This is a genomic window from Amycolatopsis australiensis (genome assembly GCF_900119165.1).
Classification (GTDB): domain Bacteria; phylum Actinomycetota; class Actinomycetes; order Mycobacteriales; family Pseudonocardiaceae; genus Amycolatopsis; species Amycolatopsis australiensis.
Genome location: NZ_FPJG01000006.1, coordinates 5,368,094 through 5,387,771, shown reverse-complemented (window position 1 = coordinate 5,387,771; position 19,678 = coordinate 5,368,094). Strand labels below are relative to the sequence as shown.

Sequence of the window (19,678 nt, the reverse complement as noted above, 5' to 3'; positions counted from 1 at the left end):
GCCGATGCAGCTCGTCACCGAGGACAACATCACCGAGCTCGCCGCGCGGCGCTGGGCGAGCGCGCACGACCCGCGCACGGCGCAGCTGATGTCCGCGCTGGTCCGGCACCTGCACGCCTTCGCCCGCGAAGTGCGGCTGACCGAGCCGGAGTGGATGGCCGCGATGCGGTGGCTGACCGCCACCGGGCAGATCAGCGACGACAAGCGCGAAGAGTTCATCCTCGCCTCGGACGTGCTCGGCCTGAGCATGCTGGTGGTGCAGATGAACCACGCCTTCGCCGCCGGGGCCACCCCGGCCACCGTCCTCGGCCCGTTCCACATCGAGGGCTCGCCGGAGAAGGAGTTCGGCGGCGACATGTCCGACGACCTGCCGGGCACGCCGCTCTACATCACCGGCACGGTCCGCGGTCTCGACGGCTCCCCCGTCGGCGGCGCGGTCCTCGATGTGTGGCAGGCCGACCAGGACGGCGCCTACGAGTCGCAGATCCCCGACGTCGACGAGGCCCGGCTGCGCGCGAAGTACACCACGCGTCCCGACGGAACCTACTGCCTGCGCACCATCGCGCCGAAAGGCTATTCGATCCCGATGGACGGCCCGGTCGGCGACCTCGTCCGCGGCACCGACATCAGCCACTTCCGGCCCGCCCACGTCCACTTCCTGATCAACGCCGCCGGCTTCGAGCCGCTCATCACGCACCTGTTCCAGGAGGGTGCCGAATACCTCGACAGCGACGTGGTGTTCGGCACCAAGCAGGAGCTGGTCGTGGCGTTCGAGCCGCGCGAGCCCGGGCCGACCCCCGGCGGCGGCGAGTCGGACCGGCCGTGGCTGGAAGCCCGGTACAACTTCGTCCTGCAGCCGGCGTGACCGCCGGTGCGCGCGGCGGAGATCCGGACGGCGGGCCGCGCCCCGGTGGTGACCGAGCGGCCCGACCCCGAGCCCGGGCCGGGCGCGCTCGCGGTGCGGGTCACGGCCGCGCCCATCACGCCGCTGGACCGGCTTTGCGCGTCGGGCACGTCCTACTTCGGGGTGCCCGAGCTGCCGTACGTGCCGGGGGTGCAGGGGGTGGGCGTGGTGGCGCCGGCCGGGCCGCCGGTCTGGTTCGCCACGGCCGCGGGCATGCGGCCCGGTGACGGCAGCATGGCCGAGTACGCCGTGGCCGCGCCCGAGGACGTCGTGGAGCTGCCGGCGGGGGCCGACCACGCGCTGGTCGCGGCGCTCGGGCTGTCGGCGGTGGCGGCCTGGATGTGCCTGACCGGCAAGGGAAAGCTGGCAGCCGGGGAGACGGTGCTCGTGCTGGGCGCCGGCGGGGTGGTCGGCCAGTCGGCCGTCCAGCTGGCGCGGGTGGCCGGGGCCCGGCACGTCGTCGCGTGCGCGCGGTCGGCGGCCGCGCTGGAGCGGGCGCGCGAGCTCGGCGCGGACAGCACGGTCCGGCTCGACGCCGCCGACGACGTCGAGCGGCTGGCCGCGCGGCTCGCGCAGGTGCCGGCCGACCTGGTGATCGATCCGGTGTGCGGGATCCCGGCCGCGGCGGCGCTGCGCAGCCTGCGGCCGGGCGGGCGGCTGGTCAACCTCGGCGGCGCGGCCGGCGAGGAGTTCGCCGTCCCGTCGGCCGTGCTGCGCAGCCGGTCACTGCACGTCCACGGCTACACGAACAACGAGCTCACCGCCGGCGAGCGCCGCGAGGCCCTGCTGACCGTGGTGGGACACGCGATGGCGGGCGCGCTCACCGCCGGCTACGACCGGGTCCCGCTGGCGGAGGCGGGCCGGGCGTGGACGCGGCCGGGCCGGGTCGTGCTGGTGCCGTGATCAGCGGCCGTAGCCTTCGGCGGCCAGCACCTTCCCCATCTGCTCGTAGGCGGCGGGGTCTTCGGGCGCGACCGTGGCGAGGCCGTCGACGTACCGGTTGTACATGCAGAACGCGGCGGCGATCAGCACGGTGTCGTGCAGTTCGAGGTCGGTGGCGCCTACGGCGCGGGCCGCGGCCACGAGCTCTTCGGTGACGGCCCGGCCGGTCTCCCGGACCGCGAGCGCGATCCGCAGCAGTGCCTTGAGCTTGTCCGAAACGGGTGCGTCGTCGATGCTCGCGCAGGCCGCCTCGACGACGGGCCGGCCGCCGTCGATGGTCTCGGCGGCCGCGGCGGCGTGGCTGCCGGTGCAGAAGCGGCATTCGTTGCCGTGCGACACCACGGTCGCGATCAGCTCGCGTTCGCCGACGGCCAGCGTGCTCGGACCGCGCAGGAGGGTCTGCGCCAGCGCGTTGAGCGGCACCGCGGTCTCCGGGCGGTAGGCCATCAGCGACCGGATCCCGGGCAGCTGCGGGTCGAGCGGGATGTGCGGCATCGAAGTCCTCCTCGCGGGGCGGTGATCGTCCCGCGAAGTCTTTCCGCGGGCGGCGGCCCGGCCAACCTCCGTCTTGCGCAACCGGGCCGCCACCGAACGGATCAGCTGATCGTGAAATCGTCGGCGTAGACGGCACTTTGGCCGTACCAGCCGTGGACGTACACCGTCACCGCGCCCGAAGCGCCGGTCGTGAACGGCACCGACAGCTGCGTCCAGCCGCTGCTCGAGGTCCACGTGGACGCGTTCGCGCCGCCCCGGACGCCGACGTAGGCGTAGCTGCCCTGCACCCACGCCTTGAGGGTGTAGGAGTGGTTCGGGGCGAGCGTGACGTCCTGCGCCGCCTCACCGGTGGCCGAGGACGTCGGCACGACCTGCAGCGCGTGCGTGCCCGAATGGGCCGGTGACCCGACGACGGCGTCGCCCGGGGCGGTCCACGGGCTCAGCGCGCCGGTCTCGAAGCCGCCGTTGACGACGCCGCCGGCCGGCGCGGTGCCGTTGACGGTGAGGGTGAAGGTGGCGCTGTGGCTGCCGGAGGCGCCGGTCCCGGTGATCGTCAGCGGGTAGACGCCGGGAACGGCCGCCGAGGTGGTGCTGACCGACAGCGTCGCGCTGCCGCCCGCGGTCACCGTGGCGGGGCTGACGGAGGCGGTGACACCCGCGGGCGCGCCGGTGACCGACAGCGTCACCTGCTGGGCCGAGCCGGACGTGACGGCGGTGCTGACGGTCGCGGTGGCCGCCTTGCCCGGGTCGACCGCGGCCGAAGCGGGGCTGGCCGCGACGGAAAAGTCGTTGCCGGGCACGGTGGTGCCGCCGGTGAACGGCTCGAAGGCGTGGCTGAAGAACCACGTGTCCTGGGCGATGCCGGAGCAGTTGTCGGCGGCGGCCCCGCCGGCGCAGCTGCCGTTGTCGCGCTGCAGTGCCCAGAACGAGAGCGTGTTGATGCCCTTCGAGACGGCCCAGTTGTAGACGGTCGAGGCGTCGGCGGTCGTGAACGTCTCGGCCGGGCCGAAGTCGTCGACGCCGATCATCTCGGTGATGCCGACCATGGCCCACAGCTGCGCCTGTGTCTTGCCCGGGTACAGCCCGGCGAGCTGGCCGACCAGGCCGGTGGCGGCGGTCTGGGTGTCGGTGGCCATCTCGTGGGCGGCGTTGTCGTAGTAGTCGAAGGTCATCATGTTGACGACGTCGACGCGGGTGCCGTTGCTGACGGCGTTGCGCAGCACGGCGAGGCCGCTGTCGGCGAGGCCGTGGGTGGTGGTGGGCAGCGTGTAGGAGATCTGCAGGGACCGCCCGGACGCCGCCGCCCAGTCCTGGACCTTCTTGATCGCCTTGTTGCGGCGGTCGATGCCGGCGGTGTTGGTCAGGGAGTTGTCCTCGATGTCCATGTCGAGGCGGGGGACGTCGTAGGTGGTGATCACCGACTCGTAGGCGGCGGCGATGGAGTCGACGCTGGTGCAGCTGTCGGCGATCTCGGTGCCGGTGTTGTCGGCGGTGTAGCCGCCGAAGGACGGGATGACGTCCCCGCCGCGCGAGCGGATGGTGGCGATGTCGGCCCCGAACGTCGAGTTCGCGATCGGCATCCCGGTGTCACCGTTCCAGTAGACGGTGCAGGAGCCCTTGGTGGCGGCCTGGATGAACGCCATCGTGAGGTGCTTGGCGCCCGACTGCTGGGCCAGCGCGGCCGGGCTCTCGCCGGTCCAGGCTTCGAAGTACGGCGCGAAGACGTGCGCGGGCAGCGGCGTCGCGGCTTGGGCGGTCCCGGCGGCGGCGACCAGCGAGCCGGCCGAGAATGCCGCCAGGGCAAGGGAAACGGACAATCGGGAGAAAGGTCTGCGTCGACGCATCTGCGCTCCAGTGCCGGCGGGAGGCCGTGCCGCGGCGGTGCACGGCGAGAACGGTTTCAGGATTGGATCAGACCAATCGGTCCGTCAAGGTCTAGACCACTAAACCGGCCGGATGGCGGCAGGCGTTGCTCGCTGCCCGGACCACCGCCGATAACCGCCAGTGAGCAACAATCGGATACAAAAAGGTGCCGAACGCTGGGATCGCACGGTAGCGTGCGCGTCCATGCGGGTGACGCGGGGGAAGATTGGACAACACAGAGTGACCATGCCGTGGCGTGCGGCGCCGAAGGCCGCCCTCTCCAGCCCGCTCACCCTGATCGTGGCGGCGGTGACCGCACTGCTGGCCTGCTTCCTCGGCACCGCGGCGGTCCTGCAGGCCTCCGCCGCGGGCGGCGCGGCCGTCACCTACCAGACCGGCATCACCTGCCCCGACAGCTACGGGCCGGTGTTCGGCAAGGGCAACATCCCCGTCCAGGCCATCCCGGCACTGACCGGCGCCGTCCAGCGGCACGCCCCCGCCCACGGGTTCGGCACCCCCGTCGTCGGCCAGTACACCACCGTTCTCACCGGCACCCAGTTCAACGGCGACCCCCACTACAAGATCCGCCTCGCCTACCGCGACCAGGCCGGCCTGGACAACCTGACGCTGCAGCAGGGCACCCGCGCCCCCGGCCTGTGGCTGGGCAACGTCGTCGCCGACGCCGAGCACATCGGCGTCGGCACCCGGCCCAGCATCCGCGGGGTCGCGCTGCCGCCGGTCACCGGCATCTACCGCGACCTGCTCGACCCGCCGCCGCGGTGGTGGTGCTCGCAGCAATCCGGCGCCGTCATCGACCGGCTCGTCAACGACCCCATCGACTCCATCGTGTTCGCCACCGACCGCGCCACCTTCGACACCACGATCACGGCGCTCGGCCTGCCCACCGTGCAGAACTTCACCATCTCGTTCTACGAACCGCCGCCCGCCACCCTCAGCGCGGCCGAGGACCTGCTCCAGCGCTCCCGCGACCTCGTCGCCGACGTCCGCGCGGACCTGACCGCCCAGGGCCTCGGGAACCTCGTCGCCGCCGACGTCCCGACCTTCGACCGCTCCGTGCAGATCGCCCGCCAGGCCCAGGACAACGTCTTCGTGTCCATCCTGCCGCTCGCGCTCATCAGCGTCCTCGTCGGCTGCGCCGGCCTCGGCACGGTCGCCCTCCAGTGGTACCAGCGGCGGCACGCCCAGCTGCGGCTGCTCTCCGCCCGCGGCAGCGGACCGGGCGCCCTCGGCGGCCTCGCCGTCGCCGAGCTGGGCCTGCCGATCCTGCTCGGCGGCGTCGCGGGCGCGGGCGCAGCCCGGCTCCTGCTCGGCGGCTACGGCCCACCCGGCGCCCCCGACCCCGAGGCACAGCTGGGCGCCCTCGCCGTCGCCGCCGGCGTGCTCGCGGTGTCGCTGGCGCTGCTGGCCCTCCTCGTCGCCGTCCGGGCCCACCGGGAGTTCGAGCTCGGCCGTATCCGCCGCACCGGCCGGCGGATGCGGCTGCTGGGCTACTTCCCCTGGGAACTGCTCACCGCCGGCATGGCCTGGCTCGGCTGGACCCGCCTGGCCCGCTACGGCACCGCCTCCCGGCTCGGAAATCCATTACCGCAGGTCGACCCGCTCGCCCTCACCTACCCGGTGTTCGTCGTGCTCACCGTGGGCCTGCTGACCGCCCGGCTCGCCTGGCTGGCCCTGCACGCCTCGCACCGCGCCCGGCTCTGGTCCCACCCGGCCCTGCAGCTGGCGATCCGGCGGCTGGCCGGCGCCCGCGCCCCGGTCACCGGCGTCCTGGTCATCGGCACCCTCGCCATCGGCACGCTCGCCACCGGCATCGGCATCGCCCGCGGCCAGGAAGAAGCCCTCGACACCAAGTCGGCCATCTTCGTCGGCAGCAACGCCCGCCTCGACACCGACAGTCCCATCGGCATGGGCCAGGTCGCCATGCCCGCCGCACTGGCCGGCACCAGCACCGTCGTCGGCGAGCTCACCGGCACCGGCAGCGTGGTACTGGTCGTCGACCCCGCCACCTTCACCCAGGGCGCCGCCGTCGCCGACGTCCCCGCCGACGACCTCGCCGGCCTCCTGCACCGGATCTCCCAGCCCGACCCGCGCGGCACACCGGTCCTGCGCATCGGCCACACCGCCAAGCAGAGCGCCCGGCTGCCCGGCGGGCTCCGCGACGCCGTCCCCGTCGCCGACCTGCCCGTGTTCCCCATGATCGGCACCTCACCCGGCTACGTCGTCTCCCGCACCGCCCTCGACCACGACCAGCTCGACCGCATCCCGAAGTGGAGCGTGCTGACCACCGCGCCGCTGGCCGACGCCACCGCCGCCCTGCGCGCCGCCGGCGTCTACATCCCGAACCGGATCAGCCGCGAAACCGCACTCGACGGCCTGCCGTTCTTCGTCGTGTCCTGGACGTTCTCGTTCGTCGCCCTGCTCGGCGCCGTGCTCGGGGTCGTGGCCGTCCTCGCCCTGCTCGTCGCCGTCGAAGTCCGGCGACGCCAGAACGCCCTCGCCGGCGCACTCGTGCTGCGGATGGGCATGCGGCCACGCGCACTGCTGGCCAGCCACCTGATGGAACTCGGCGCCCTCAGCGGCCTCGCCATCGTCGTCGGCGTCGCCTGCGGGCTCTCCGTCGCCGGCCTGTCGGTACCCCGCTTCGACCCCGCGACCTTCCTCGCACCACGCTCGGAGCTGCCCGACCCGCTCCCGTTCGTGCTGACCGTGCTGGCCATCGGCGCCCTCGTCGTCGCACTGGCCGGCTGGATCGCGGTGCGCTCGGTGCGCACCGCCCGGACCGCGGAGCTGATCCGTGCCTGACAAACCGATCTTCACCCTCCGCGGCATCGGCGTCGACTACCCGACCCCCGCCGGCCTCGTCACCGGCGTCGACGACGTCAGCATCGACATCCCCGCCCGCGGCATGACCGTCCTCGCCGGACCGTCCGGCTCCGGGAAATCGACCCTGCTGCGCGTGCTCGGCCTGTTCGAGCACCCCGCCCGCGGCACGCTCACCTTCCAAGGCGCCGACGTCCGCAAGCTCAAGCACCGCGAACGGCGCGCGCTGCGGCGCCACCACCTCGGCCTGGTCTTCCAGAACCCCGGCGACAACCTCCTGGGCTACCTCAGCGTCGCCGACAACCTCCGCGCCGCCGCGGAAGCCGCCGGAACCGAGTGCACCCCGGAAGACATCCTCGGCCGGCTCGGCCTGCACGGCACCGGCGGCTGGAAGATCTCCGCCCTCTCCGGCGGCCAGCAGCAGCGCCTGGCCTTCGGCTGCGTCCTCGCCGCCCGCTCCACGGTCGTCCTCGCCGACGAACCGACCTCCCAGCTGGACGAAGCCTCCGCCGACCTCGTGCTCGACACGCTCCGCTACCTGGTCGACCAGGACTTCGCGGTGCTGGTCGCCTCCCACGACGAACGCCTCATCGACCTCGGCACCCGCGTGGCCCGCCTGCACAAAGGCACCCTCCAAGGCATCGAAGAACGGGAGCACCGCCCATGACCCTCGTCGAAGCCGTCGGCCTGCGTCGCAGCTTCGCCCACCCCAGCGGCGACATCGAAGTACTGCGCGGCCTGGAACTGCGCGTCGGCGCGGGCGAACTGGTCACGGTCTCCGGCCGGTCAGGCTCCGGCAAGAGCGCCCTGCTGGCCCTGCTGTGCGGATTCGACTCCCCCGACTCCGGCTGCGTGCTGCTCGACGGCGTCCCCATCAGCGGCGCCCCGCCCTGGCACACCTGCGCCGTCCTGCCGCAGGCACTCGGGCTGGCCAACGAGCTGACCATCGCGGAGAACGTCGCCCTCCCGCTGCGCCTGCGCTCCGACGTCCCGCGCCCGTCCCCGGCCGAAATCGCCGCCCGCGTCACGGAACTGCTCGAGGAGCTGGGCATCGGCGACCTCGGCGACCGCTACCCCCTCGAAGTCTCGTTCGGCCAGCAGCAGCGCGTCGCCCTCGCCCGCGCGGTCGCCGGCCGCCCCAGGGTCCTGCTGACGGACGAACCGACGGCCCACCTCGACGCCGGCTCCACCCCCCGCGTCCTCCGGCTGCTGCGCCGCTGCGCCGAAGAAGGCGCGGCGGTCATCGTGGCCACCCACGACGACGAGGTCCACCGCATCGCCGACCGCCGCGTCCGCCTCCTCGACGGCGTGCTCACCGCCCTGCTCGACTAGGCGGTGCCCGCCGGAGGTGGCCACCCGCCAACCGATCAGGAATCGAGAAGCGCTGGTCAGCGGGCCGCGAATAGCGTGATCGCCGTACCGCACACCACGACTTCAGGAGCACCACGATGAGCACCAAGGGGATCAAGACCGTCCTGCACCCCGTCACCGACCTGGCCGCCGCCAAGGCCGTCTACACCGCCCTGCTCGGCCTCGAACCGCAGGCCGATTCGCCCTACTACGTCGGCTACGACATCGCCGAAGGCCAGCACATCGGCCTCGTCCCCAACGGCGGCGGGCAGGGCATGACCTCGCCGGTCACCTATTGGGAGGTCACCGACATCGCCGCGAAGCTCACCGAGGTCACCGCCGCCGGCGGGAAGGTCAAGGACGAACCGAAGGACGTCGGCAACGGCCGCCTCGTCGCGACCTTCACCGACGCCGACGGCAACGTCCTCGGCCTCCTGCAGGACCCCGCCTAGTCCAGCGCGGTCGCCCGGCTGACCTCCTCCCAAGCCGCCAGGTCCGCCGCCCGCGCCCGGTGCTGGGCCCGGATCGCCGCCACGGCATCCGCGCCCAGCGCCAGGCGCAGCGGCGCGTCCTCACTGCCCACCGCCCGCACGATCGCCGCGGCCGCCTTCGCCGGGTCACCGGGCTGCGTGCCGTCCATCGTCTCGACCGCCTCCCGCGTCCCCGACGTCGACACCGCATACGCGCCGATCGTCCGGGAACGATGCATCCGGCCGCCCCCGAACTCCGTCCGGAACGCACCCGGCTCCACGATCAGCACCCGCACCCCGAACGGCTTCACCTCCGCGGCCAGCGCCTCGGAAATGCCCTCCAGCGCGAACTTCGCCGCACAGTAGGCACCGAACCCGGGCGGGGCCAGCTGCCCGCCCATCGAGCTCAGCTGCACGATCGTGCCGCTGCCCTGCGCACGCAGGTGCGGCAGCACCGCCTTCGTCACCGCCACCGCGCCGAAGAACATCACCTCCATCAGGTCCCGCAGCTCGTCCATCGTGAGCTCCTCGACCGCGCCGACCGAGCCGTAGCCGGCGTTGTTCACCACGACGTCGATCCGGCCGAACTCGTCCAGCGCCGTCCGCACCGCCGCCTCGGCCTGCCCGGCGTCGGTCACGTCCAGCGCCGCCGTCCGGACCCGCTCACCACCCCGCTCCCGCAGCGCGGCCAACGTCTCCGGCCGGCGCGCCGTGGCCAGCACCCGATCACCCGCCGCCAGCGCGGCCAGCGCGATCTCCCGGCCGAAGCCGGCTGAACAACCGGTGATCAACCAGACCCGGCCGTCGGTGTTCGTCATCTCCGTGTTCCTCCCAGTGGACTTCCGCCACCCATCCTGGAGACGATCACCACCGGGCCGCCAACACCGATCCCCTGCCACGGCTACAGTCTGAGCCTGTGACCCCCGAGCTGCGGCAGCTTCGCTATTTCGTCGCCGTCGCCGACGAAACCAGCTTCACCCGCGCCGCCGCCGGCCTGCACATCGCCCAGCAATCCCTCTCCCAGCAGATCACCGTCCTCGAACGCGGCCTCGGCGCCCGCCTGTTCGACCGCGACCCCCGCGGCACCCGCCTCACCGCCCTCGGCAAGCTCTTCCTCCCCGAAGCACGCGCCGTCCTCGCCCGCGCCGACCAGGCCGTCGCCACCCTCGGCCGCGCCGCACGCGGCGAAATCGGCCGCGTGTCGCTGGCCTTCCTCGCCACCACCGCCAACTACCTGCTGCCCCCGGTCGTCCGCGCGGTCCGCGAACGCTTCCCCGACCTCGACGTCACCACCGCCGAAGCACCGATCGCCGAACTCGTCGACGGCCTCCGCACCCGCCGCTTCGACCTTGCGTTCACCCGGCCCCCGCTCGTCCCCGGCCTGGCGTCACGGACACTGCTCACCGAAGAAGTCTGCGCCGTCCTCCCGGCCGACCACCCGCTCGCCACCCGCACCTCGCTGACACTGGCCGACCTCGCCGGCGAACCCTGGGTACTGACCCCACGCGCCACCTGGGAACCCTGGCACCGCAGCTACGACGCCGACTTCGCCGCCGCCGGCTTCACCCCACGGGTCGTCCAGCGGGCCGCCACCGTGCAAGGACTGCTCGGCCTCGTCGCCGCCGGAGTCGGCGTCACCCGGCTGACCCGCTCCTCCCACAGCCTCCGCCGCACCGGCGTCACCTTTGTGCCGCTCGAAAACGACATCGCCCGCACCGAACTCGTCTGGCTGCCCGGCAACGACAACCCGGCACTGACCACGATCACCACCGTCGCCCTCGAACTCGCCGCGACCACCGACCTGACCGAAGCCGGCTGAACCCCGCGCGATGCCCGGTTCCGGCGCATTCACAACCGAAGTTGATCCAGAAGCGCATTTGGTTGACGAACCCGCACCCCCTTTTCTTGTTGACAACCAACCGACACCGACCATAGCCTGTGCAAAGTAAACTAACCATTCTTTTCCGGCCGGAAAAACAGTTCCGGCAATCCATTCCAGCAAAGGAGCCGCGGGATGACCTCGCCCGAAGCCCGCCCACCATCCCTGGCAGACGGCGGATCGGCCCTCTTCGCCTGGGTCGACCGGATGCGCGAGAACAATCCCGTCACCGTCGACGAAGACGGCACCTGGCACGTATTCCGCCACGCCGACGTCCACCGCATCTTCACCGATCACCGGACATTCTCCTCCGACCCCGGACTCCTGCTCCCGGACACCGCCGAAGCCGTCCGCGGCAACATGGCCGCCGTCGACCCGCCCGTCCACCACCGCCTCCGCAAGCTCGTCAGCAAGGCCTTCACCCCCAAAGTCGTCGCCGACCTCGAACCACGCATCGTCACCGCCGCCGACACCCTGATCACCGCGATGGCCGAACACGACGCCCCCGACCTCATCCGCGACCTCGCCTACGCACTCCCGGTCGTCGTCATCGGCGAACTGATCGGCATCCCACCCGAAGACCGCACCCTCTACCGCAGCTGGGCCGACGCCCTCCTCAGCGGCGGCGGCCCCCGCGAAGACGGCACCTCACTCACCGACGTGATGGAGACCTACCTCGCCGACCTGCTCGGCCAACGCCGCCGAAACCCCGAAAACGACCTCTTCAGCGCACTCGCCCACGCCGAAGTCGACGGCGAACGCCTCGCCGACCACGAAGTCCTCAACTTCGCCTCACTCCTGCTCGCCGCCGGCCACATCACCACCACCATGATGCTCGGCAACACCGTGCTTTCCCTGCACGAATTCCCCGCCGCCGAAACCGCCGTCCGCCGCGACCGCGCACTCCTGCCCGGCCTGCTCGAAGAAGTCCTCCGCCACCGCCCCCCGATCATGCGGCTGCTGCGCATCACCACCACCGACGTCGAACTCGGCGGCGTCGCGATCCCCGCCCGCTCCATGGTCACTCCGTGGCTGCTCGGCGCCAACCGCGACCCACGTCACTACACCGACCCCACCGCGTTCGACCCGCGCCCACGCCGCGAAGCCCACCTCGCCTTCGGCGGCGGCGTCCACTTCTGCCTCGGCGCACCGCTCGCCCGCCTCGAAGGCCGCGTCGTGTTCGACCTCCTCCTCGACCGCTTCGCCGAAATCCGCGTCCGCGACGGCATCCAGGTCGGCTACCCGTCCCCCATGATCTTCGGCGTCCGCGAACTGCCCGTCGAACTGGTTCCCCACCCGGCCGTCGCGCGGTCGGCGTGACCGGCACCGCACTCCCGGCCTGTCCGTAGAATCGACGGCGATGCGACGTCTCAAGTGGTACTGGGGGGCACTGGTCCTCGCCTGCGTGGCCGTACTGGCCGGGTTCTTCGTCTTCTTCGGCTCCGAAAGCCGGCCCGGACACCCCCAACCCCGGCAAGGCCCACCCGGCACCGGCCCCCTCACCGTCGTCGCGATGGGCGACAGCACCGTCTCCGGCGAAGGCGCCGGCCAGTACACCCCCGCCACCAACGGACAGGGCGGCAACTGGTGCCACCGCTCGCCCAACGCCTTCGTCGAGAAGATCGCCGTCCCCGGCATCACCGCCCACGTCAACCTCGGCTGCTCCGGCGCGCCCGCCGAACAGGTAGCGCTCGGCGACGTCAAGCAGTGGACCGAACCTTCGCAGGCGCAGCAGCTGGCCGCGCTCGTGAAAGACCACCGGGTCGCCGTGGTCGTGATCGCGGTGGGCGCCAACGACGAGCCGAAGTTCTCCACCCAGGTGACCGAGTGCTTCAAGGCGTGGTTCAACGCCGGCGGCCCGTCCTGCAGCGAAGCGCTGAAGCAAACCTGGCAGTCCAAAGTGGACGCCATGGTGCCGAAGGTGGCGGCCGCCGTCTCGGACGTGAAGAAGGTCCTGGCCCAGGCCGGCTACGTGCCCGCCGACTACCAGCTGATCCTGCAGTCCTACGCCGCCCCGATCGGCCCGGACCTCCCGGAGGACCTGCGCACCCTCAACGGCTGCCCGTTCCGCGTGGAAGACCTGCGCTGGATCTCACAGACCGGCATCGGTGTCCTGTCCGCCGGCCTCAAGGCGGCCGCGCAGCAGACCGGCGCCCGGTTCCTGGACCTGGCGAAGGCAGGCGTGAAGCACGAGGCGTGCAGCGGCGGCGCCAACCCGGCGACGGAGTGGTTCACGCGGCTGACGCTGCAGCTGGCCGACCTCAGCCAGGCCGACCGGGCGGGTCACGCGCTGCAGGAGTCGTTCCACCCCAACGCGGCCGGCCACACGGCGATCGCGAACTGCCTGACGGAGTTCATCGCGACCCGCGACGGAAACGCCTCCTGCCTGGCGGGCGCGGACGGCAAGCTCCACGCGGCCCCGGAAGTCGTCGCCCGCTGATCGCCCCTCCTGCTTCTGAGCTGGTTTTGTTTGTGCAGCAACTGTTTTTCGAACTAACCCCGCTGTATAGGTCGTTATACAGTCAGAGGTCGAGGGCCGCCCGGAGCGCGATGTCGATGCGCTCCTGGACGTCCTGGTCGATTTCCGCTACGCGCTCGTCGAACCAGGGGCGGTAGAGCCGGGTCAGGTTGAGCGTCGACACCCAGTAGCGGGCGTCGATCGCCACGCCGAGGATGTCCATCGGGTCGCGGTCGAGCAGTTCGGTACCGAGCAGCCAGGGCCGCTCGGACTCGTTCACCCCGTCCGAGGACAGCAGGACGACCGTGCGCTGCCGGGCCGGTTCGGTCGGGGGGTGGTACGTCCAGACTTCACCCCTGCGCACGCAGATCCTTTTCCGCCGCGCTGCGCTCGGCCTCGTCCGATTCCGCGGCGGCCGGGTCCGGCTTCTGCGGGGTGTAGCCGGTGCGCACCGCCTCGCGCCGGGCCGCCTTCGACAGCCAGGACGAGACCGAGATCCCGTGTGCTTTCGCGGCGCGCTCGGCGAATTCCAGGGCGCCGCTGTCCAGCGAAAGAGTCACCTTACGTGTTGCCATACCTTTTACCGTACCAGCGCCCCGGCCGCCGGGCGGCGGGCCGGCGTCAGAACGTCGGTGAACGTCCCTCAAACGGCGTAGAGAGCACCACTGTGGTCCTCGTCGACACCTTCGCGGCCTCCCGGATCCGGCGCAGCAGGTCCTCCAGGGCCAGCGGCGAGGCGACGCGCACCAGCAGGATGTAGGACTCGTCGCCGGCCACCGAGTAGCAGGACTCGATCTCCTTGATGTGCTGGATCCGCTGCGGGTAGTCGTCCGGCGCGGCCGGGTCGTTCGGCGTCAGCGAGATCAGTGCCGTCAGCGGCAGGCCGATCTGCTCGCCGTCGAGCCGCGCGGTGTAGCCGAGGATGACCCCGCGTTGCTCGAGGCGGCGCACCCGCTGGTGCACCGCCGACACCGACAGCCCGACGCGCTCGGCGAGGTCGGTGAAGCTGCGCCGCCCGTCGGCCGCCAGCTCCTGGACGATCGCCTGGTCGAGCGGCTCCAGGCCACCGGCCGTCATGCGTCCAGCACGACGAGCTCGTGCGGCTGGTTGTTGACGGACTCGACCCCGTCTTCGGTGACGACGACGATGTCCTCGATCCGGGCGCCCCACCGGCCCGGCTGGTAGATGCCCGGCTCCACGCTGAAGGCCATGCCCGGCTCCAGCGGCAATGCGTTCCCGGCGATGATGTACGGCTCCTCGTGCACGTCCAGGCCGATGCCGTGGCCGGTGCGGTGGATGAAGTACTCGCCGTACCCGGCCTCGGCGATGACGTCCCGCGCGGCGGCGTCCACCTGCTCGGCCGTGACGCCCGGCTTGACCGCGGCCACGGCGGCGGCCTGGGCGCGCTGCAGGACCGCGTACGTCTCGGCCACGTCGGCGTCGCGCGGGGTGCCGACCGCGTAGGTGCGGGTGGAGTCGGAGTTGTAGCCGGCCGGCAGCGGACCACCGATGTCGACGACCACGACGTCACCCTTCTCGATGACGCGGCCGGAGACGTCGTGGTGCGGGCTGGCGCCGTTCGGGCCCGAGCCGACGATCACGAAGTCGGCCCGCTCGTGGCCCTCCTCGACGATGGCCGCGGCGATGTCGGCGCCGACCTCGGCCTCGGTGCGCCCGGGGCGCAGCCACTCGTGGACCCGGGCGTGCACCCGGTCGATGGCCGCACCGGCCTCGCGCAGCGACGCGATCTCCGCGGCGTCCTTGCGCATCCGCAGCTCCCGCACGACCGGGCCGGCGAGGGTCTGCTCGGCGTCACCGAGCGCGGCACGCAGGGCCAGCACGTGCAGGGCCGGGGTGAAGTCGCTGACCGCGACGCGGCCGGGCTTGCCGAGCCGGTCCGCGACGAGCTTGTAGGGGTCTTCGCCGTCCACCCAGGTGAGCAGCTCGATGCCGAGGTCGCCGGTGGGGACGTCGGCGTAGCCGGGCGCCTCCAGCTTGGGCACGACCAGCGCCGGCACACCGTCGGCCGGGACGACGAGGGTGGTGAGCCGCTCGAACGAGCCACCGGCCTGGCCGAGCAGGTACCGCAGGTCGGAGCCGGGCGCGATGAGCAGGGCATCGGTGTCCGCGGCGGCCGCGGCGGAGCGGGCCCGGTCGAGGCGAGCACGAAGAGCGGCGGCGTCGGGGGCGGGCGTGTGGAGGGAACGGCGCGACATGAGGCCGAGCCTAGTCCGCGCCCCACGGTGACCGGCTCGCCCGGGCCCACGACATGCCGGGCCGGGTGACGCACTCCCCTGCCACCGTGGGTTCTCCCTGGCCGGCCGGCCCGGGACCATCCGGCCATCTCCCGCGCTGCCCGGCCGGCCGCCACCCACCGGCGCCGCCCGGCCATCTCCCGCGCTGCCCGGCCGGCCGCCACCCACCGGCGCCGCCCGGCCATCTCCCGCGCTGCCCGGCCGGCCGCCACCCACCGGCGCCGCCCGGCCATCTCCCGCGCTGCCCGGCCGGCCGCCACCCACCGGCGCCGCCCGGCCATCTCCCGCGCTGCCCGGCCGGCCGCCACCCACCGGCGCCGCCCGGCCATCTCCCGCGCTGCCCGGCCGGCCGCCACCCACCGGCGCCGCCCGGCCATCTCCCGCGCTGCCCGGCCGGCCGCCACCCACCGGCGCCGCCCGGCCATCTCCCGCGCTGCCCGGCCAGCGCCGGGCAGCCGCCCGGGCTCACCCGGCCACTCCCCCGCCGCGCGACCGGCCAGGGCGGGCAGCCACACCTCGGGACCGCCCCGCCACCTCCCCCACTACCCGACCGGCCACGGCCGGCCGCCACCCGGCCGTCTCCGGTGCCGCCTGACCGGCAGGGCCGGCTGCCACTCACCGGCCCGCGGCTGCCGACCCGACCACGGCCGGGCCGCCACCCACGAGGCCCCCGGCCACACTCCCCGCCGGTTCCGGCAGCGCGCCCGCCCCTCTCCCGGCGTGCCCGAGGGTGCGTGGCTTGCCCCGCACCGGCAGCCCGGCGTGGCAGGCTGTGCGGGTGACCGGACCACTTGCCCTGCTCGACTCCGCGAGCCTGTACTTCCGCTCGTTCTTCGCCCTGCCCGACTCGATGCGCGCCGCCGACGGGACGCAGGTCAACGCCGTGCGGGGGTTCGCCGACACGATCGCGCGGATCCTCACCGACCGGCGGCCCGCACGCCTGGTCTGCTGCCTCGACGCCGACTGGCGGCCGAAGTTCCGCACCGACCTGCTGCCCAGCTACAAGGCGCACCGGGTGGCCGAGGAGACCGGCGGTGGCAGCCCCGACGTCGAAGAGGTGCCCGACACGCTCACCCCGCAGGTGCCGATCATCCTCGACCTGCTGGCCGCGTTCGGGTTCGCCACCGCGGAGGCGGCGGGCTACGAGGCCGACGACGTCATCGGCGCGCTGGCCACCCGCGAGAAGACCGATCCGGTCGAGGTGATCACCGGCGACCGCGACCTGTTCCAGCTGGTGCGCAGTGAGCCGACGCCCGCCTCCGTCGTCTACGTCGGGAAGGGCTGGGCCAAGGCGGAGGTGCTCGGCCCGGCCGAGATCGCCGAGCGCTACGGGCTCCCCCGCGAAACCGCCGGTCCCGCCTACGCGGACATGGCGGCCCTGCGCGGCGACCCCTCCGACGGGCTGCCCGGCGTCGCCGGGATCGGCGAGAAGACCGCCGCCAAGCTGATCACCCAGTTCGGGTCGCTCGAGGCGCTGCTGGCGGCGTCCGCGGCCAGCGACTCCCGCGTCCCGCTCAAGACGCGGCTGCGGCTTTCGGAGGCCGCCGGCTACCTGGCCGTCGCGCCGACCGTGGTCCGGGTCGCCGTCGACGCGCCCGTCGAGCAGTCCCGCCCCGACACCGTGCCCACGGCGCCCGCCGACCCCGCACGTGTGGCCGAGCTGGCCGAGCGGTGGAACCTCGGCAACTCCGTCGAGCGGCTGCTGAAGGCCCTGCCCGGCGCCTAGAAGTGCGTGCCGCACCACGGCGCGGTGACCGTGGTGAACAGCTCGTCCGCGCGGTCCGGGGCGGCCGGGTCGTGGACCTCGATCCGGCCGGCCTGGGCCAGCGCGGTCGCGCTCCACTGGCCGAGGTAGAGCATCCCGAGCGTGTCGACGTCGAGGGCGAGATGCGCGGCCGCGTCCGTGCGGCGGGCACCGCCGGGGCCGACCTCGTAGTGCCCGGTGTTGGCCGGCAGCATCCGGTCACGCACCGCCAGCACCACCGGGTCGGCCGCGCGGTAGGTGCGGGCCCGCAGCGCGGCGGCGACGTCGACCGGACGCAACCACAGATCGTCTTCGACCTCGCAGGTGCGCGCGTGCCGGTGGTCGGTCAGCAGCAGCGCCAGCGGCTCGTCGACCGGGCGGTGCCGGGCCCGCACGCCGGAGACCAGGTCCACCGACAACAGGAACCGCCACAGCGCGGCCCGCGCGACCGGGTCGGCGGCGTGCAGGTCACGGACGTCGAGCACCGCTCCCTCGTCGGGTGCGTCGAAGGACCGGCGCTCGACCGTGTCGTAGACGACGAAGCCGTCGTCCCCGTCCGGTCCACTGTGGACGGCGGTGATGTGGCGGCCGTGCGGACCGGCGTGCCGGTCGTGCATGTTCGGCCACCACGCGGCCGGCCGGCCGATCATCCCGGCGCGGTGCAGCCCGATCCGCTCGTACAGCGCGGGAACCGCTTCCACGGCCTCCTCGGGCGTGAGCATCCGGACGTCCCCGCCGGCCGCGACGCGCTCGTCGAGCCGGGCGGCGGGCCGTGCCACGCGCAGCGTCTTGCCCAGCGCGGCCGAGCCGTAGCCGAACCGGCCGTAGATCGTCGGCTCGCTGGCGTGCAGGGCAGCCAGCGGGATGCCGCGGGCGGCGAAGTCTTCCAGCTGTGCCGCCATCATCGCGGTGAGCACTCCGCGCCGCGTCCGGTCGGCCCGGACGCCGACACCGTCGACCGCGCCGAGCGTCACGGTCCCGCCGCCGGGCACGGCGATCCGCGTGTCGAAGGAGCTGGCGATCCCGATCGGGGTGCCGCCGTCGAACGCGCCGAACTTGTGCGCCGCGGGCCACGAGCTCCCGAAGCGCGACCAGGCCTGGTCGCTGACGGGCTGGGCGTGCAGCGAACGGCCGAGCAGGTCGAACGTGCTGCGGCGCTCGTCGTCGGTCACGGGGCGGACGTCGAAGTCGGTCATGCCGCCGATCCTGCCGCCCTGCCCCGGCCGGGGCATCCGGATTTTCCGGTCGTCAGAAGTACGTCCCGCTCCACGCCGGCTGCCGCGTGGCGAACAGCGTGTCGGCGGCCTCGGCGGCGGCCGCGTCGCGGACGACGATCCGGCCGGCCGCCGCGAGCGCCGAGGGCCGCCACGTGCCGAAGTAGGCCATCGCGAGCGTGGCGGCGTCAAGAGTCAGCGCGGCGGGTGCGTCGGTGCGTTCGGCACCGCCCGCGGTGACGCGGTACCGGCCGGCGTTGCCCGGCAGCACCGGATCGGTGACCTCGACGACGACCGGCTCACCGGGACCGTAGGCGCGCGCGGCGAGCGCCCGCGGCACGTCGACGATCCGGACCCAGTGGTCGTCACCGATCCGGTCGACGGCGCTCTGCCGGTGGTCGGCGAGCAGCAGCTCGATCGGCTCGTCCATGGCCCGCGCCCCGGCGACGACCCGGTCCACGAGGTCGACGCCGAGCAGGAACCGCCACAGCCCGGCGAAGGCGGCCGGGGTGGCGGCGAACATGTCGCCCACGTCGAGCGTCTTGGTCCACGGGTGCTGGTGCAGGCCGGAAACGACGTAGGTCGCGAAGCCGTCCGGCCCGTCCGGGCCGTGGTGCACGACGGCCCGGACGGGGTCGGTGCTGCGGCGGAGGTGGTTCTCGTACTGCCGCCACACCACTTCGGGCCGGGTCATCATGCCGGGCCGGTGCGGGATGCGCTCGTAGACCCCGGGCAGCTCGGCGACCGCGGCGTCGACGTCCAGCAGCTCGACCCGGCCGCTCGACGGCAGGTCCGGGCGCAGCCGCGCGCGATGCCGGTCGACACCGTAGGTGCGGTTCCGCGCGGCCAGGCCGTAGCCGAACCGGCCGTAGATCACGGCCTCGGAGGCCAGCAGGTTCGCGAACACGACGCCGCGGGCCGCGAAGTCCTCGAGCTGCGTGGTCATCAGCGCGCGCAGCACGCCGCGGCGCGTCCGGTCGGCCCGGACACCGACGCCGGTGACCCCGGCCATCGGCAGCCGCGCGCCGCCGGGGACGGTCAGCTCGGCGTCGAACGAGCGCGCGGTGCCGATGAGGTCCGGGTCGAACGCGCCGATCGTCCCGCCCGGCTGGTAGGCGCGGGCCGCGCGTTCCCAGTCGGCGTCGTCGCTCGGCGGCACGTGCAGGCTGCCCCGGAACAGGTCGCTCGCCGCGCGGTGCTCGTCGGTACGCAGGGTCCGGATCTCGAAGTCGCTCATGACCCGGATCATGGCCGTAGACGAGC

Annotated in this window: 19 protein-coding genes; 10 read left to right on the top strand and 9 right to left on the bottom strand. The window is 73.2% G+C overall.

The features are described from left to right. Positions 1-4 precede the first annotated feature (4 nt). Together BT341_RS26555 and BT341_RS26550 are read left to right on the top strand one after the other, a co-directional pair. Positions 5-865 carry a dioxygenase family protein gene (locus tag BT341_RS26555; protein ID WP_072478863.1) on the top strand — a complete coding sequence of 287 codons (861 nt, stop codon included), beginning with the start codon at positions 5-7 and terminating at the stop codon, positions 863-865. 6 nt (positions 866-871) lie between these two features. Then, positions 872-1,807 (top strand): quinone oxidoreductase family protein, encoded by a 936-nt coding sequence (locus tag BT341_RS26550; RefSeq protein ID WP_245805110.1) that lies wholly within the window; start codon positions 872-874, stop codon positions 1,805-1,807. Here the strand turns inward: BT341_RS26550 and BT341_RS26545 are convergent, their stop codons facing one another. Next, positions 1,808-2,341, bottom strand: a complete 534-nt coding sequence (locus BT341_RS26545; RefSeq protein ID WP_072478862.1) for a carboxymuconolactone decarboxylase family protein — start codon at positions 2,339-2,341, stop codon at positions 1,808-1,810. Positions 2,342-2,442: 101 nt separating this feature from the next. Further along, complete coding sequence (locus BT341_RS26540) at positions 2,443-4,158, bottom strand: glycosyl hydrolase family 18 protein (RefSeq protein ID WP_084743002.1); 1,716 nt, start codon at positions 4,156-4,158, stop codon at positions 2,443-2,445. A 286-nt stretch (positions 4,159-4,444) separates the two neighbouring features. On the opposite strand from BT341_RS26540, the gene BT341_RS26535 reads away from it, so the two are divergent. The 4 genes from BT341_RS26535 (at position 4,445) to BT341_RS26520 (ending at position 8,847) form a co-directional block, all read left to right on the top strand. Further along, a complete protein-coding gene (locus tag BT341_RS26535; RefSeq protein WP_072478860.1) occupies positions 4,445-7,027 on the top strand; it encodes an ABC transporter permease in 2,583 nt (860 codons plus the stop codon). Next, entirely contained in the window at positions 7,020-7,712 is a 693-nt protein-coding gene (locus BT341_RS26530; protein ID WP_072478859.1) for an ABC transporter ATP-binding protein, read from the top strand. The genes BT341_RS26535 and BT341_RS26530 overlap by 8 nt, the downstream gene beginning before the upstream one ends. Then, the gene (locus tag BT341_RS26525) at positions 7,709-8,377 is read left to right on the top strand and encodes an ABC transporter ATP-binding protein (protein WP_072478858.1); all 669 of its coding nucleotides are present in this window, start codon (positions 7,709-7,711) and stop codon (positions 8,375-8,377) included. The genes BT341_RS26530 and BT341_RS26525 overlap by 4 nt, the downstream gene beginning before the upstream one ends. A gap of 116 nt (positions 8,378-8,493) precedes the next feature. Then, positions 8,494-8,847, top strand: a complete 354-nt coding sequence (locus BT341_RS26520; RefSeq protein WP_072478857.1) for a VOC family protein — start codon at positions 8,494-8,496, stop codon at positions 8,845-8,847. On the opposite strand, the gene BT341_RS26515 is transcribed toward BT341_RS26520, so the two are convergent. Next, the gene (locus BT341_RS26515) at positions 8,844-9,683 is read right to left on the bottom strand and encodes an oxidoreductase (RefSeq protein WP_072478856.1); all 840 of its coding nucleotides are present in this window, start codon (positions 9,681-9,683) and stop codon (positions 8,844-8,846) included. The genes BT341_RS26520 and BT341_RS26515 overlap by 4 nt on opposite strands. 98 nt (positions 9,684-9,781) lie before the next feature. Between BT341_RS26515 and BT341_RS26510 the strand changes: the two genes are divergently transcribed. The 3 genes from BT341_RS26510 to BT341_RS26500 all read left to right on the top strand — a co-directional run bounded on the left by BT341_RS26510 (position 9,782) and on the right by BT341_RS26500 (position 13,184). Continuing rightward, the gene (locus BT341_RS26510; RefSeq protein WP_072478855.1) at positions 9,782-10,684 is read left to right on the top strand and encodes a LysR family transcriptional regulator; all 903 of its coding nucleotides are present in this window, start codon (positions 9,782-9,784) and stop codon (positions 10,682-10,684) included. 195 nt (positions 10,685-10,879) lie between these two features. Next, positions 10,880-12,064 (top strand): cytochrome P450, encoded by a 1,185-nt coding sequence (locus BT341_RS26505; RefSeq protein ID WP_072478854.1) that lies wholly within the window; start codon positions 10,880-10,882, stop codon positions 12,062-12,064. Positions 12,065-12,104: 40 nt separating this feature from the next. Then, positions 12,105-13,184: a GDSL-type esterase/lipase family protein gene (locus BT341_RS26500; RefSeq protein WP_177328898.1), complete on the top strand. Its 1,080-nt coding sequence runs from the start codon at positions 12,105-12,107 to the stop codon at positions 13,182-13,184. Between the two features lie 82 nt (positions 13,185-13,266). Here BT341_RS26500 and BT341_RS26495 read toward each other — a convergent pair whose 3' ends face one another. The 4 genes from BT341_RS26495 to BT341_RS26480 are packed head-to-tail and all read right to left on the bottom strand — an operon-like array spanning position 13,267 to position 15,418. Further along, positions 13,267-13,566 (bottom strand): hypothetical protein, encoded by a 300-nt coding sequence (locus tag BT341_RS26495; RefSeq protein WP_020638237.1) that lies wholly within the window; start codon positions 13,564-13,566, stop codon positions 13,267-13,269. Then, a complete protein-coding gene (locus BT341_RS26490; protein ID WP_072478852.1) occupies positions 13,553-13,777 on the bottom strand; it encodes a hypothetical protein in 225 nt (74 codons plus the stop codon). Before BT341_RS26490 ends, BT341_RS26495 begins: the two co-directional genes overlap by 14 nt. 46 nt (positions 13,778-13,823) lie before the next feature. Then, on the bottom strand, positions 13,824-14,279 hold the full coding sequence (locus tag BT341_RS26485; protein WP_072478851.1) for an Lrp/AsnC family transcriptional regulator: 456 nt from the start codon (positions 14,277-14,279) through the stop codon (positions 13,824-13,826). Next, positions 14,276-15,418: a M24 family metallopeptidase gene (locus tag BT341_RS26480; protein ID WP_072478850.1), complete on the bottom strand. Its 1,143-nt coding sequence runs from the start codon at positions 15,416-15,418 to the stop codon at positions 14,276-14,278. Before BT341_RS26480 ends, BT341_RS26485 begins: the two co-directional genes overlap by 4 nt. Before the next feature lie 817 nt (positions 15,419-16,235). Between BT341_RS26480 and BT341_RS26475 the strand changes: the two genes are divergently transcribed. Next, a complete protein-coding gene (locus tag BT341_RS26475) occupies positions 16,236-17,183 on the top strand; it encodes a 5'-3' exonuclease (protein ID WP_072482191.1) in 948 nt (315 codons plus the stop codon). On the opposite strand, the gene BT341_RS26470 is transcribed toward BT341_RS26475, so the two are convergent. Next, positions 17,180-18,397, bottom strand: coding sequence for a GNAT family N-acetyltransferase (locus BT341_RS26470; RefSeq protein ID WP_072482190.1), 1,218 nt, complete (start codon positions 18,395-18,397; stop codon positions 17,180-17,182). The genes BT341_RS26475 and BT341_RS26470 overlap by 4 nt on opposite strands. A gap of 52 nt (positions 18,398-18,449) precedes the next feature. Then, a complete protein-coding gene (locus BT341_RS26465) occupies positions 18,450-19,652 on the bottom strand; it encodes a GNAT family N-acetyltransferase (RefSeq protein WP_072482189.1) in 1,203 nt (400 codons plus the stop codon). Positions 19,653-19,678: the final 26 nt, after the last annotated feature.